Below are 13932 nucleotides of genomic sequence, written 5' to 3'. Positions count from 1 at the left end.
GGCCACCGGCGGCTGATGCACCACCGCGGGGACGGTACGCACACCCCACCCCGCACCATGACGGCGGGCCGGTCCGAGGGACCGGCCCGCCGTCGCCGTTACACCGTCGCCGTTCCGTCGTTCATATGCCCGGCCCGTCACCCGCGCGCCCAGAGGTTCCTCCGTACCGGGTCACGCTTGTGTCACGGGTTGTCGACGGCCGGCGGCGCCGAATCATTCGTTCCGCGGACGGAATTCAAATCCTCCCGGCCGGAATTCCGGTCCCCTCCCGCACCCTCCAGAGCACGGCCGAGCAGATCCCTTAGCCCCCCGATCCGTTCGGTGAGCTCGGGGGGCTCCACCACCTCGAACTCACAGCCGAGCAGCATGATGTGAATCACCAGAACGTCGAGGTTCACCGCCCCCGTGCGCAGCAGGCAACTGTCCGCGTCGAGCGGCTCCAGCACCCCGTCCGAGGGCCCCACGATCCGCGCCGCCGCCTCGGCCGGCACCCGCAGCCGCACCACCGCCCGGGCGGCGTAAGCCCGCTGCGAGACCCCCTCGGAGACGTACGCGGCGAGGTCCTCGGCGGGGGCCGGGCGCGGGGTGAACCGCGGGCCGTGCGGCGGGCGGGGCTCGATCCGGTCGGCGCGGAAGGTGCGCCAGTCCTCGCGGTCGAGGTCCCAGGCGACGAGGTACCAGCGCCGCTCGGTGCACACGAGGCGGTGCGGCTCGACGGTGCGGCGGCTCACGGTGCCGCCGTGGTCCCGGTACCCGAAGCGCAGCCGCTCGGCGTCCCGGCACACCGCGGCGAGCTCGGTGAGCACGGCGGGGTCAACGGTGTCGCGGGCGGGCCCGCGGAGCATGGGCACGGTGAACTCGTTGAGGGCGGAGACCCGTCCGCGCAGCCGGGCCGGCAGCACCTGCTCCAGCTTGGCGAGGGCCCGCACGGAGGCCTCCCCGATCCCCTCGACCCCGTTCCCGGCGGCGGTGCGCAGCCCGACGGCTACGGCCACGGCCTCGTCGTCGTCGAGCAGCAGCGGCGGCAGCTCGGCCCCGGCGCCGAGCTGGTACCCGCCGCCGGTGCCGGGGCTGGCGTTGACGGGGTACCCGAGCTCCCGCAGCCGGTCGACGTCCCGGCGGACGGTCCGGGGCGTGACCCCGAGGCGCTCGGCGAGGTCGGCGCCGGTCCATTCGCGGTGGGCCTGGAGGAGGGAGAGGAGGCGCAGCAACCGCGCGGAGGTCTCGAGCATCCCCCCTTTCTACGCGGCCCCGCCCCACCCCGGCGCCGCCGCCTCCGAACCGCTGCGCGGGGCTGGGTCCCCTACCCGCGCGGCATCGCGGGGGCCGACGCCGACGGGGTGGGCGGCGCCGGCGCGGACGGGCCCGCAGGGACCGGGGACGGCGCCGGCGCGGACGGGACCGGGCCCACCGGGGTCGGGCCCGCAGGGACCGGGGTCGGTGGGGACGCCGGGGTCGTGGGGTCCGGGGCCGGCGGGGACGGGAGGGTCAGGAGGAGGCCCGGTCTGAGGGACGACGGGTTCGGGCCGATCACGGTCCGGTTCGCTTCGTACAGCCCCCGCCAGCCCCCCGGCACGCCCCGCCGCCGCGCAATCCCGTCCAGCGTGTCCCCGCCCCGCACCACGTGCATCCGCCCCGCCAGCCCGTACCGCTTCGCGCACACCGGCCACGCCTCCCACCCCTGCACCCCGAGCACGTCCTCCGCGACCCGGATCTGCTGCTCCCGCGTCGCCAGGTCCGCCCGCGCCGCGTACACGAGCCCGCCGTGCTCCTCCCACGTCGGCTGCCAGAACTGCAGGCCCCCGTAGAACCCGTTGCCCGTGTTCACCGCCCAGCGCCCGCTGCTCTCGCAGTCGGCGACGCAGTCCCACGGCCACTCCCCGCCCGGCCCGCAGTCCCCCGGCCCCTGCCCGATGACGCCCGGCGAGCCGGGATGCGCGGCCCCCGCCGGCCCGGGAGCCGGCGGGGGCGGCGCCGCGACCGCGCCGGCGCTCCACGGGAGTACGAGCACCAGCGCGGCGCAGACCGCGGACGCGGCCCGCCGGAAACGGACATCGGGCATCGCGCCACGCTACGCAGCCCCTGCCCCGCGCCCGCCCCGCCACGCGGGTCTCCCCCGCGCCCCACCCGGACGGGCGACCGCCACCCCGCCCCGAAACGGCCAGCAGCAGCCATCAACTGCGCACAAGCAAGCAACAGTTGCCCTAAAAACGAAGCCCCTACCGAGGGATTCACTCCTTCGGGTGGCCGGTTCGATTCCGTTCCCTCAAACGGCGTGACCCCGGCCGAGGCTCGGCCGTTGTGCTCGGCGAGCCGGGAACCCCCCGGCCTCCGCACGAATGAGGAGCCCCCCCGTGCCGCGCATGCTCGACGTCAGTCTTGAGGTACGTGCCGAGATCGGTGACGAAGAAGCCGACAGGCTGCTCACCGGCGACGACGCCCCGGGCAGTTACGACTGCACCTCCTGCCGCACCCCCGGCGACCCCGAGACCGACCCGACGAGCACCGTGCTGTTCGTGGGCGAGGAGACGGCCGTCCTCGCCTTCGCCCACGCCGGCTGCATCCCCTCCCAGGTCGTCACGGTCTCCGAGGCCGAGCTCCAGGGCGCGGTCCGCAGCATCACCGGTGACAGCCCCGCCCCCGAGCAGGCGGTCCCCGCCGGCGAGGCCCCGCAGAACGTCCCCGGCGGCCAGGCCGTCCTCGGCATCACCAGCGGCCTGATCCTGATCAACGGCGAGCTGCACCCCGCCCTCGTCGTCGAGCCGACCGCGCCGATCGCCCGCCCCGGCACCACCGGCCCCGGCGACGACTTCCTGCCGCTCCTCATCGAGCAGGGCTTCATCCCCGTCACCGACACCAACCAGGTGCCGTCCGCCCTCGAAGGCTGGTCGGTCCTGCTCGCCGGCGGCCAGCTGCACGCCGTGCTCCAGCCCGGTGTGGGCGGTGGCCCCCAGGCGTCCTGGTGGCAGGCGCACCAGGCGCTGTCCGTCACCGACGGCTGGCGGGCCGCGGTCAACAAGACCCAGCGGGTCCTCGTCTATGCCGCCCCCGTGGGCTCCATCGGCCAGCAGCCGCGCGAGGACCTGCTCCGCGACGCCCTGGACAAGGCCGCGAGCAACGGCAAGCTCGTCGCGGCCTCAATGCCCCTCGCGGGCGCCCCGGGCGCCTGAGCCCAGCCCCTCCCGCCCGCCGCACACGGCCGCCGGGCCTCCTTGCGAAGGAGGCCGGGCGGCATGCGCCGGGGGTACGCGGTCCGTCCCGCGTACCCCCGGCGATCTGCGTTTTACGCCCCGTCACCCCGCATCCGCAGGGCCCCGGTTTCGTTGGCTGATACGTGCATGCATACGACCCCTCCCGCGCCCCGTCCTATCCGAGCAGCGTCCCCCCGATGCGCCCCGCACGGGAGCTGGACTTCGCTCCGGCCGCCTCGCACACCCCGATCTTCGACGCCCTGTACTCGGAGTACCTGCGGTCCTTCCGGGCCCTGCCGGGCGACCGGACCGGCGAGGAGGACCTCGGCTTCACCGCGTTCTCGTACGGGTCCTCGTACAGCGGCTCCTCCACCGGCTCCTCCGGCGTCTCGTACGGCAGCGGCTCGTACACCGCCGGGTGGAACGCTTCCGCGTGGCAGCGGACCGACCCGTGGCAGCCCGCGTACCCGCCCGCGCCGATCGTCCCCCAGCCCCTGTACGCCCACGCCGGCGCCGCCGTACCGGCCTCCGGGACCGCGGCGGGGTCCCGATACGGCGACGGGCGACAGCACCACACCGGGATGCAGCACATCCCGGCGGCCCTGCCGCCCGCTCCGCGCCGGGGCTACTGACCCCGGCCCGCTGCCGCTACTTCTTCTTCTTGTACTGGGCGCCGCGCTTCTCGCGCACCCGCACCGAGATGTGCAGCGGGGTGCCCTCGAAGCCGAACTCCTCGCGCAGGCGGCGCTCGATGAAGCGCCGGTAGCCGTGCTCCAGGAAGCCGGAGGCGAAGAGGACGAACCGCGGCGGCTTGCTGCCCGCCTGGGTTCCGAACAGGATGCGGGGCTGCTTGCCGCCGCGGATGGGGTGCGGGTGCGCGGCGACGACCTCGCCGAGGAAGGCGTTCAGGCGGCCCGTCGGGACGCGCGTCTCCCAGCCCGCGAGGGCGGCCTCGATCGCCGGGACCAGCTTCTCCATGTGGCGGCCGGTCTTCGCCGAGACGTTGACCCGGGGCGCCCAGGAGACCTGCTGCATCTCGGTCTCGATCTCGCGCTCGAGGTAGTAGCGGCGCTCCTCGTCCAGCTCGTCCCACTTGTTGTACGCGATCACGATCGCGCGGCCGGCCTCGACGGCCATGGTGATGATGCGCTGGTCCTGGACGCTGATGTTCTCGGTGGTGTCGATCAGGATGACCGCCACCTCCGCCTTCTCGACGGCCGCGGCCGTACGCAGCGAGGCGTAGTAGTCGGCACCCTGCTGGAGGTGGACCTTCTTGCGGATGCCCGCGGTGTCCACGAACTTCCAGGTGACCCCGCCGAGCTCGATCAGCTCGTCGACCGGGTCGCGGGTGGTGCCGGCCAGCTCGTTGACGACGACGCGGTCCTCGCGCGCGACCTTGTTCAGCAGCGAGGACTTGCCGACGTTCGGGCGGCCGATCAGGGCGATCCGGCGCGGCCCGCCGATCGCGGCGCCGCCGAAGGTCTGCTCGGGGGCCTCCGGCAGCGCCTCCAGGACGGCGTCGAGCATGTCGCCCGTTCCGCGGCCGTGCAGCGAGGAGACGGGGTGCGGCTGGCCGAGGCCCAGCGACCACAGCGCGGCCGCGTCGGCCTCGCCGCTCTGGCCGTCGACCTTGTTGGCGCACAGCACGACGGGCTTGCCCGCTCGGCGCAGCAGCTTGACGACGGCCTCGTCGGTGTCGGTGGCCCCGACCTTGGCGTCCACGACGAAGACGACCGCGTCGGCGGCCTCGATGGCGTATTCGGCCTGGGCGGCGACGGAGGCGTCGATGCCGAGGACGTCCTGCTCCCAGCCGCCGGTGTCGACGACCTTGAAGCGGCGGCCGGCCCACTCGGCCTCGTAGGTGACCCGGTCGCGGGTGACGCCCGGCTTGTCCTCGACGACGGCCTCGCGGCGGCCGATGATCCGGTTGACCAGGGTCGACTTGCCGACGTTCGGGCGGCCGACGACGGCGAGTACGGGGAGCGGTCCGTGGCCGGCCTCGCCGATGGCGTCCTCGACGTCCTCCAGGTCGAAGCCTTCCTCCGCGGCGAGCTCCATGAACTCCGCGTACTCGGCGTCGCCAAGTGCTCCGTGGTCGTGCTGGTCGTTCATGAAGTCCGTTCCTCGTCGTTCGTGGTGGTCGGTGGTGCCCGCGCGGCGCGGTTCCACTACTGGGTTCAAGTCTCGCTCAGCGCCCGGTGAGGCGCTTGGCATCGGCCAGGTGGGCGGTCAGCCGGTCCTGGATGCGTACGGTGGCCGCGTCCAGCGCGGTCCGCGTACGGCGGCCCGTGCCGTCCCCGGCCTCGAAGGCGGAGCCGAAGACGATGTCGACCCGGCTGCGCAGCGGCGGCAGGCCCTTGACGAGCCGGCCCTTGGCGTCGGTGCTGCCCAGGACGGCGACCGGCACTATCGGGGCGCCGCTGCGGACCGCGAAGTAGGCGAGCCCGGCGCGCAGGGACGCGAAGTCCCCGTCGCCCCGGGTGCCCTCGGGGAAGATCCCGAGGGCGCCGCCGTGGTCGAGGACCTCCAGGGCGCGGGTGATGGCGGTCCGGTCGGTGCCGGAGCGGTCCACCTTCACCTGCCCGATCCCGTCCAGGAAGGGACCGAGGGGGCCGACGAACGCCTCCTTCTTGATCAGGAAGTGCAGCGGCCGGGGCGCGGTGCCCATGACCATGGGGCCGTCGATGTTGTGGGCGTGGTTCACGGCCAGGATCACGGGGCCGGTGGCGGGTACCTTCCAGGCACCCAGCACACGCGGCTTCCAGAGCCCGTACATGAGCCCGATTCCGATGCGTCTGCCGACCGCCGCACCCTTGAGGGAGGGCGTATCGCTCACTTGCTCCGCCGCTCTTCCGCCAGGGTCACGACGCATTCGATGACCTGGTCGAGGGTGAGCTCGGTGGTGTCGACCTCGACGGCGTCGGCGGCCTTGGCGAGCGGGGAGGTCTTGCGGCCGGAGTCGGCGGCGTCCCGCTTGATCAGGGCTTCCCGGGTGGCGGCGAGGTCCGTGGCCTCCTTGCCGCGCAGCTCGCCGCTGCGGCGGGCGGCGCGGGCCTCCGGGGAGGCCGTCAGGAAGATCTTGAGGTCGGCGTCGGGCAGCACGGTGGTGCCGATGTCCCGGCCCTCGACCACGATGCCGTCGGCCTGCTCGGCCGCCTCGGCGGCGATGGAGCGCTGGAGCTCGGTGATCAGGGTGCGCACCTCGGGGACGGCGCTGACGGCGCTGACCTTGGAGGTGACCTCCTGGGTGCGGATCGGGCCGGACGCGTCCAGGCCGTCCACGGTGATGGTGGGCGCGGACGGGTCCGTACCGGAGACGATGGCCGGCTTGCCGGCGGCGAGGGCGATCGCCTGCGGGTCATCGGTGTCGATGCCGTTGGTGATCATCCACCAGGTGATGGCCCGGTACTGGGCACCGGTGTCCAGGTAACGCAGCCCGAGCTTGGCGGCCACGGCCTTGGAGGTGCTGGACTTGCCCGTGCCGGAGGGACCGTCGATGGCGACGATCACGGCGGACGGAGCTGCGGATTCCACGGTGCGGGCACCTTCCTGGTTGCGCGTACGTGTCCGGGCGCGCCAATAGCGCCCCTCCCCAGGTTACCGGGCCCGCGCACCCGCCGGTCCCGGGCCGCCGGGCGGGGCTGCCGACAGCCCCGCCCGGCGGCCCGGCTACTGCTGGCGCAGGGCCCAGCCGCGCTCGCGGAGCTCGGCGGTCAGGGGGGCCACGGCCCGCGGCTCCACCATGAGCTGCACGAGGCCCGCCTGCTGTCCGGTGGCGTGCTCGATCCGCACGTCCTCGATGTTGACCCCGGCCCGGCCCGCGTCCGCGAAGATCCGTGCCAGCTCGCCGGGCTTGTCGCTGATGAACACCCCGACCGTCTCGTAGGCCATGGGAGCCGCGCCGTGCTTGCCGGGGACCCGGACCCGTCCGGCGTTGCCGCGCTTGAGCACGTCCTCGATTCCGGCGGCCCCGCCGCGGCGCTTGGCCTCGTCGGCGGACTGGAGGCCGCGCAGCGCCTCCACCGTCTCCTCCAGGTCGGCGGCGATGCCGGCCAGGACGTCGGCGACCGGTCCCGGGTTGGCGGAAAGGATCTCCACCCACATCCGGGGGTCGGAGGCGGCGATGCGGGTCACGTCGCGGATGCCCTGGCCGCACAGCCGGACCGCCGTCTCGTCCGCCTCCTCCAGGCGGGCCGCGACCATGCTGGAGACCAGCTGCGGGGTGTGCGAGACCAGTGCGACCGCCCGGTCGTGCGCGTCGGCGTCCATCACGACGGGGACGGCCCGGCACAGCGCGACGAGCTCCAGCGCCAGGTTCAGCACCTCGTGGTCGGTGTCCCGGGTGGGGGTGAGCACCCAGGGGCGGCCCTCGAACAGGTCGGCCGTCGCGGCCAGCGGGCCCGAGCGCTCCTTGCCGGCCATGGGGTGGGTGCCGATGTATGCGGAGGTGTCGGCGCCCAGCGCGGCGAGCTCGCGGCGCGGGCCGCCCTTGACGCTGGCCACGTCCACGTAGGCACGGGCCAGCCCGCGCCCGATGGCGTCGGCCAGCGCGGCGGCCACGTGGGCCGGGGGCACGGCGATGATCGCGAGGTCGACCTGGCCCTCGGGGGCGTCGTCGGTGCCGGCGCCCAGGGCGGCGGCGGTACGGGCCTGCGCCGGGTCGTGGTCGACGAGGTGGACGGCGATCCCGCGGGCGGTCAGGGCGAGCGCCGCGGAGGTGCCGATCAGTCCGGTTCCGATGACGACGGCGGTTCTCACGGGGCGCTCCAAGGGTGATCACGAAACGGCAGGGCCTGACTCAGGGTAGCCACTCGGTACCGCGAAAGGACCCGGCGGTCCGCCCTGTGGACGGTCCGGGCCCTGGGTGGTGGACGCCCATGCGGTAGAACCACCGGCATGATCTTCCACATCGTCCCGCTCGCGGACTGGAGCGCCGCTCCCGAGCTCCCGTACTCCCCCGCCTCGCTCGCCGCCGAGGGGTTCGTCCACTGCTCGGCGGACCGTGCGACCGTCCTGGCCATCGCGGGGTCCCACTACCGGGTGACGCCCGGCCCCCTGCTCGCCGTGGAACTGGACGAGGGGGCCCTGACGGCGGAGGTCCGCCGCACGGGCGGCCCGGGCGACCCGTACCCGCACGTCCACGGGCCGTTGAACCGGGAGGCCGTGGTGCGCGTGTGGGAGGTCGTACGCACGCCCGGCGGCGACCCGGCGGAGCTGATCCCCTGGCAACCGGGCCGGTGAATCGGAGTGGCGGGCTTCAACCGGAGCCCGCCGCGCGCCAGGATGCTCCTCGCCATCCCCGCCACCGACCGAACCACGGAGCTCACATGACAGAGTCACAGACCGCCCGGCGCACGGTACTCACGGCCGGGGCGGCCGCCCTGGCGGGCAGCACGCTCGCCGCCTGCGGGAACGAGGAGAAGAAGCCGGCCGCCGAGCCGCCGACGCCGCCGGCCGCCTCCTCGGCGGCCTCCTCCCCGGCGGCCTCCTCCCCGGTGGAGTCCGCCCCGCCCCAGGCCGCGAAGCCCCTGGTGGACTCCTCGAAGGTGCCGGTCGGCGGCGGCACGGTCCTCAAGGAGGCGAAGCTGGTGGTGACCCAGCCGACGGCCGGGTCCTTCCGCTGCTTCACGGCGGTCTGCACGCACCAGGGCTGTCTGGTGAACAAGGTCGCGGACGGCACCATCGACTGCCCCTGCCACGGCAGCAAGTTCCACGTCGCGGACGGGGCGGTGGCCCACGGGCCGGCGACGCGCCCGCTGGAGGAGAAGAAGATCACGGTGGCCCCGAACGGCGAAATCTCGCTCGCCTAGCCCGGCCCCGGCCGCCTACCCTCCCCCGCATGGACGACCTCACCCTGGTCCGGGACCACACCGTCTACGCCTGCGTGATGGGTTCCCGCGCCTTCGGGCTGGCCACGGAGGCGAGCGACACCGACCGGCGCGGTGTCTACCTCGCCCCCACGCCGCTCTTCTGGCGGTTCGAAAAGCCCCCCACGCACGTGGAGGGGCCGCGGGAGGAGGAGTTCTCCTGGGAGCTGGAGCGCTTCTGCGAGCTCGCGCTGCGCGCCAACCCGAACATCCTGGAGTGCCTGCACTCCCCCCTGGTGGAGCGGATCACCCCGGTGGGCGAGGAGCTCCTCTCGCTGCGCGGGGCGTTCCTCTCCCGCCGGGCCCACGCCACCTTCACCCGCTACGCGGTCTCCCAGCACCGCAAACTCGTCGCGGACGTCCGCCTGCACGGCGCCCCGCGCTGGAAGCACGCCATGCACCTGCTGCGCCTGCTGCTGTCCTGCCGCGACCTGCTCCGCACCGGCCGCCTGGAGATCGACGCCGCCCCCTACCGGGACGGCCTCCTCGCGGTCAAGCGGGGCGAGCTGACGTGGGAGGAGGTCGACGCCTGGATGACCCGTCTCACGGAGGAATCCGACGCGGCCCTCGCCGCCACCCCCCTGCCGCCCGACCCCGACCTGTCCCGGGTGTCCGACTTCCTCCACCGCACCCGCCGCGCCTCGGCCCTCTAGGCCTCGCCCTGCGGACAGGACGGGCCGCTCACGCGTCCCAGAGGCTGCCGAAGGCGAGGAGTTCCTCGCGGTACTCGATGCCGCCCTCCCAGTCGCCGGGCCAGGCGTCGGCGCCGAGGTGGGCGCCGGCGAAGGCGCCGGCCAGGCAGGCGAGGGAGTCGGAGTCCCCCGCCGTGCAGGCCGCGCGGCGCAGGGCCAGGAGGGGTTCGTCCGGGAAGAGGAGGAAGCACTGGAGGGCCGTGGCCAGGGCCTCCTCGGCGATCCAGCCCTGGCCGGTGGTCAGGCAGGGGTCGGTCTCCGGGGAGGGGGTGCGCAGAGCGGCCGCGAGCCGGTCCAGGGCGGCCAGGCACTCGTCCCAGCCCCGGGCCATGAAGGACTCCGGCGAGGCGTCGGAGGCGGTGCGCATCCACAGGTCGCCGAGCCAGCGCTCGTGGTAGCGGGTGCGGTTCTCCAGGGCGTACGAGCGCAGCCGCCCGACCAGGCCGGTCACCTCGGTGCCCTGGGCCAGGAGGTACACGGCGCGGGCGGTCAGGTCGGAGGCCGCGAGGGCCGTGGGGTGGCCGTGGGTGAGGGCCGACTGGAGCTGGGCGGCGCCCGCGCGCTCCTCGTCCGTCCAGCCGGGGACCAGGCCGACCGGTGCCACGCGCATGTTGGCGCCGCAGCCCTTGGAGCCGATCTGGCTGGCGTCCCGCCAGTCCCGCCCGGGGTCGTTCAGGAGCCCGCAGGCCACCAGGCAGGTGCGGCCGGGGGCGCGGTTGTTCTCCGGGGAGTGGTACCAGTCGACGAACTCCTCGCGGACCGGCCGGGCCAGCCGCAGCGGGCCGACGGGTCCCCGCTCGGCGGCCGTCCGTATGCCCCGGGCCAGGGCCAGGGTCATCTGGGTGTCGTCGGTGACGATCGCCGGGCGGGGCAGCCGCATCTGCCGCCAGGGCCCGGTCTTGGCCAGGATGGACGGGACGTCGTTGAACTCGGTCGGGAAGCCGAGGGCGTCGCCCAGGGCCAGGCCGATCAGGGCGCCGGTCGCGGCGCGCTTCGAGGCGGTCACGGGGTCGGTCCTTCCGTGGGACGCAGGAGGGGCGGGTGGAGGGTGGTCGCCGGGCCGGCCCGGTAGAGGGCGGCCGGTTTGCCGCGGCCGCCGGTGAGCCGTGCGGCTCCGGGCACGGCTTCGACGAAGCCGGGCGTGGCGAGTACCTTGCGGCGGAAGTTGGGGCGGTCCAGGCCGGTGCCCCAGACCGTCTCGTAGACGGCCTGGAGTTCCCCGAGGGTGAACTCGGGCGGGCAGAAGGCGGTGGCGAGGCAGGTGTACTCCAGCTTCGCGCCCACCCGCCGGCGTGCGTCCGCGAGGATCAGGGCGTGGTCGAAGGCGAGCCCCGAGGCCTCCCCGACCGGCACCCAGCGGGCCCGGTCGGCGTCCCCGCCGCCGTCCTCGGCCGGTTCCGGCATGTCGGGGACGAGCGCGGTGAAGGCGACGGAGACCACCCGCATCCTCGGGTCGCGGTCCGGTTCGCTGTAGGTGCGCAGCTGTTCCAGGTGCAGGGCCCCGACCAGCTCCGGCGGCAGGCCCGTCTCTTCGGCGAGCTCGCGGCGGGCCGCCGTCTCGGCGGACTCCCGAGGCAGCACGAACCCGCCGGGCAGCGCCCAGGCGCCCGCGTACGGTTCCCGCGCGCGGCGGATCAGCAGCACGTGCAGGGCGCCGCCGCGCACGGTGAGCACGGCCAGGTCGACCGTCACCGCGAACGGTTCGAAGGCGTACGGGTCGTAGGGCGCGGAGCCGGCAGGCCCGGGGCCCGCCGGGCGGTGGCGGTCGTCATGGTCCGCCGTCGGGGCGTTCACCGGCGCTCCGGGAGGGGTGCCGCGAAGTGCCAGCCCTCGGCCAGCAGGCCGTCCACCGCCGCCACGGCCTGCTCCAGCCGCGAGCGCCGGTCGCCGCCCACCACCAGGAAACGCCTCCCGGTGCGCGCGAGTTCCCGCCGGAAGCGGGCGGTCATCCAGGGCCGCAGCCGAGGCCCGTCGCGCAGCCCGTCGTCCTCGAAGGGCACCCCGGCGTGGTCCGTCAGCAGGTACAGGTCCCGCTTCGTGCGCGCGGCGATCCGCTCGACCTCCCGGTTGCGTCCGCCGACGTAGCGCTCGTGCCAGATGCCGGTCGCGAAGGAGTCCGTGTCGCAGAACAGCACCGGCGAGCCGAGCCGGGCGGCCCGTTCCTCGTTCTCGTCCTGCCGCCGGGCGATCACCGGGAACTCGCGCGAGGTGAAGGACATGTCCTCCCAAGCGGCCGCCGGGTCCACGGCGCGGGCCGCGGCCAGCTTCTCCTCGCTGTAATCGCGCCCGTACTCGGCGACCCAGCCGGTCTTCGCCCACACCCCGCCGCGCCGCCGGTAGTGCGCGGCCAGCTCCCGCGAGAGGGTCGTCGTCCCGGTGGACTCGGCCCCGAGGACGACGACCCGCCGGGTCAGTGCGGCCCGTACGGCCGGGCCGAGGAACTCCCAGTTGCCGGCGGGGTCCGCGCGTACGGCCGTCCCGGAGACCGGGAACAGGCTGCGCGCCGGGTCCACGCAGACCTCCTCGGCGCCGAACCGCCGGGCGAGCTCGGTCCCGTAGGCCTCGGAGGTGAACACGGCGTCCACGCGCCGGCCGACCGCCGCCCGGAAGATCGCCATGTGCGCCTCCCAGACGGCGGGGTCGTGCAGGTCGACGGGAATGTCGTCCACCGCGCCGACCACGTGCGCGCCGGGGTGCTCCTCGCGCATCCAGGCCACCCGGTCGGCGAGCGGCACCGATTCCCCCGAGGCGGCGCACACCAGCACGGTCAGCCGCTCGCACTGGTCCTGGGCGGTGCGCACCAGGTGGTGGTGGCCGGTGTGCGGCGGGTAGAACTTGCCGAGCACCAGCCCATGCCCGTAGCGCTTGCCGCTCATGCCGCCGCCCCCACCGTCCGGGCGCCGCCCGCCGGGAGGACGCGCCGCCGGCGGGTCAGGGCGGCGGTCCCCACCGCCCCCGCCGCGAGCAGCCACAGCCATTCGGTGCGCGTGGTGCGGCGCACCGGCAGGGCCTCGGCGGTTCCTGGTCCACCCCCGTGGGTCCAGGACCACCAGCCGTACGCGGCGAGGGCGATGAAGAACACGTTGTTCGACCCCATGCGACCACCCGCTCCCTTTAATAGTCATCTTGACTATAAACAGGCGCGGGGTCTCGGGCAAGGGGCTGCGGGAACGCGGAAGCCCGCGGTGCCGGTGGCACCGCGGGCTTCCGCAGGAGGTGTCGGGGGCGGCTAGAGGCCGACCTCGCGCATGAGCATGCCGACCTCGGTGTTGGTGAGGCGGCGCAGCCAGCCGGACTTCTGGTCGCCGAGCTCGATCGGCCCGAAGGAGGTCCGGACGAGCTTCTCGACCGGGAAGCCGGCCTCGGCCAGCATGCGGCGGACGATGTGCTTGCGGCCCTCGTGGAGGGTCACCTCGACCAGGTAGTTCTTGCCGACCTGGTCGACGACGCGGAAGTTGTCGGCGCGGGCCCAGCCGTCCTCCAGCTCGATGCCGTCCTTGAGCCGCTTGCCGATGTCGCGCGGCAGGGAGCCGGTGATCGCGGCCACGTAGGTCTTCTGCACGCCGTACTTGGGGTGCGTGAGGCGGTGGGCCAGCTCACCGTGGTTGGTGAGGAGGATGATGCCCTCGGTCTCGGTGTCGAGCCGGCCGACGTGGAAGAGGCGGGTCTCGCGGTTGGTGACGTAGTCGCCCAGGCACTGGCGGCCGTCCGGGTCCTCCATGGTGGAGACGACGCCGGCCGGCTTGTTCAGCGCGAAGAACAGGAAGGACTGGGTGGCGACCGTCAGGCCGTCCACCTTGATCTCGTCCTTCGGCTGGACGCGCTTGCCCTGCTCCGTGACGATCTCGCCGTTGACCTCGACGCGGGCCTGCTCGATGAGCTCCTCGCAGGCGCGGCGCGAGCCCATACCGGCCCGGGCCAGCACCTTCTGCAGGCGCTCACCCTCCAGCTCGGCGCCCGGGAAGGTCTTCGGGGTCTTGATCACGGGCTTGTCGGCGTACCGGTCGCGCACGCGCTCCTCGATCCGCGCGTCCAGCTCGCGGGGGCGGGACTGGCCGCTGCGGCTGCCCGGGCCACTGCGCGGGCCGCCGGCGCCGCCGATGCCGGGGGTGCGGGAGGGGGTACGGGGACCGCCCTTGGCTCCGCCGCGCGACGCGGCGCCGCGGGCACCGCCGCCGCCCG

The 13932-nt window shown here is 74.4% G+C and carries 14 protein-coding genes and 2 pseudogenes; 5 read left to right on the top strand and 11 right to left on the bottom strand.

Going from position 1 to position 13932, the window contains the following annotated elements:
- Window positions 1–182: 182 nt before the first annotated feature.
- Entirely contained in the window at window positions 183–1232 is a 1050-nt protein-coding gene (locus tag AB0F18_RS34985) for a YafY family protein (protein WP_362068172.1), read from the bottom strand.
- 248 nt (window positions 1233–1480) lie between these two features.
- Window positions 1481–2062: pseudogene (locus AB0F18_RS34980) on the bottom strand (transglycosylase family protein); the annotation flags it as partial.
- A gap of 292 nt (window positions 2063–2354) precedes the next feature.
- Here AB0F18_RS34980 and AB0F18_RS34975 point away from each other — a divergent pair.
- Window positions 2355–3170 carry a hypothetical protein gene (locus AB0F18_RS34975; RefSeq protein WP_362068169.1) on the top strand — a complete coding sequence of 272 codons (816 nt, stop codon included), beginning with the start codon at window positions 2355–2357 and terminating at the stop codon, window positions 3168–3170.
- Window positions 3171–3388: 218 nt separating this feature from the next.
- Entirely contained in the window at window positions 3389–3823 is a 435-nt protein-coding gene (locus tag AB0F18_RS34970) for a hypothetical protein (protein WP_362068166.1), read from the top strand.
- 16 nt (window positions 3824–3839) lie between these two features.
- Here AB0F18_RS34970 and der read toward each other — a convergent pair whose 3' ends face one another.
- The 4 genes from der to AB0F18_RS34950 form a co-directional block, all read right to left on the bottom strand.
- On the bottom strand, window positions 3840–5303 hold the full coding sequence (gene der, locus AB0F18_RS34965) for a ribosome biogenesis GTPase Der (RefSeq protein WP_362068163.1): 1464 nt from the start codon (window positions 5301–5303) through the stop codon (window positions 3840–3842).
- Window positions 5304–5379: 76 nt separating this feature from the next.
- Window positions 5380–6063, bottom strand: coding sequence for a lysophospholipid acyltransferase family protein (locus AB0F18_RS34960; protein WP_362068160.1), 684 nt, complete (start codon window positions 6061–6063; stop codon window positions 5380–5382).
- Complete coding sequence (gene cmk / locus AB0F18_RS34955; RefSeq protein WP_362068157.1) at window positions 6024–6725, bottom strand: (d)CMP kinase; 702 nt, start codon at window positions 6723–6725, stop codon at window positions 6024–6026. Before cmk ends, AB0F18_RS34960 begins: the two co-directional genes overlap by 40 nt.
- Before the next feature lie 135 nt (window positions 6726–6860).
- Window positions 6861–7949, bottom strand: a complete 1089-nt coding sequence (locus tag AB0F18_RS34950; protein WP_362068154.1) for a prephenate dehydrogenase — start codon at window positions 7947–7949, stop codon at window positions 6861–6863.
- 138 nt (window positions 7950–8087) lie between these two features.
- Between AB0F18_RS34950 and AB0F18_RS34945 the strand changes: the two genes are divergently transcribed.
- The 3 genes from AB0F18_RS34945 to AB0F18_RS34935 all read left to right on the top strand — a co-directional run bounded on the left by AB0F18_RS34945 (window position 8088) and on the right by AB0F18_RS34935 (window position 9711).
- A complete protein-coding gene (locus tag AB0F18_RS34945) occupies window positions 8088–8432 on the top strand; it encodes a DUF952 domain-containing protein (RefSeq protein ID WP_362068151.1) in 345 nt (114 codons plus the stop codon).
- Between the two features lie 86 nt (window positions 8433–8518).
- On the top strand, window positions 8519–9001 hold the full coding sequence (locus AB0F18_RS34940; protein WP_362068148.1) for a Rieske (2Fe-2S) protein: 483 nt from the start codon (window positions 8519–8521) through the stop codon (window positions 8999–9001).
- A gap of 29 nt (window positions 9002–9030) precedes the next feature.
- Complete coding sequence (locus tag AB0F18_RS34935) at window positions 9031–9711, top strand: nucleotidyltransferase domain-containing protein (RefSeq protein ID WP_362068145.1); 681 nt, start codon at window positions 9031–9033, stop codon at window positions 9709–9711.
- A gap of 28 nt (window positions 9712–9739) precedes the next feature.
- Here the strand turns inward: AB0F18_RS34935 and AB0F18_RS34930 are convergent, their stop codons facing one another.
- From AB0F18_RS34930 to AB0F18_RS34910, 5 genes and pseudogenes are all read right to left on the bottom strand, one after another.
- Entirely contained in the window at window positions 9740–10756 is a 1017-nt protein-coding gene (locus tag AB0F18_RS34930; protein ID WP_362068143.1) for an ADP-ribosylglycohydrolase family protein, read from the bottom strand.
- Complete coding sequence (locus AB0F18_RS34925) at window positions 10753–11442, bottom strand: NUDIX domain-containing protein (RefSeq protein WP_362068175.1); 690 nt, start codon at window positions 11440–11442, stop codon at window positions 10753–10755. Before AB0F18_RS34925 ends, AB0F18_RS34930 begins: the two co-directional genes overlap by 4 nt.
- A gap of 98 nt (window positions 11443–11540) precedes the next feature.
- Window positions 11541–12626, bottom strand: a complete 1086-nt coding sequence (locus tag AB0F18_RS34920; protein ID WP_362068141.1) for an AAA family ATPase — start codon at window positions 12624–12626, stop codon at window positions 11541–11543.
- A gap of 53 nt (window positions 12627–12679) precedes the next feature.
- Window positions 12680–12832 (bottom strand): annotated as a pseudogene (locus AB0F18_RS34915) (nicotinamide mononucleotide transporter); the annotation flags it as partial.
- A 147-nt stretch (window positions 12833–12979) separates the two neighbouring features.
- On the bottom strand, window positions 12980–13932 hold a 953-nt coding region (locus AB0F18_RS34910; RefSeq protein ID WP_362068138.1), incomplete at its 5' end, for a pseudouridine synthase.

This window comes from Streptomyces sp. NPDC029216, assembly GCF_040648015.1.
Taxonomy (GTDB): Bacteria; Actinomycetota; Actinomycetes; order Streptomycetales; family Streptomycetaceae; genus Streptomyces.
Note: the sequence above shows the minus strand (reverse complement) of the source record. Positions and strands in the feature narration are given on the sequence as shown.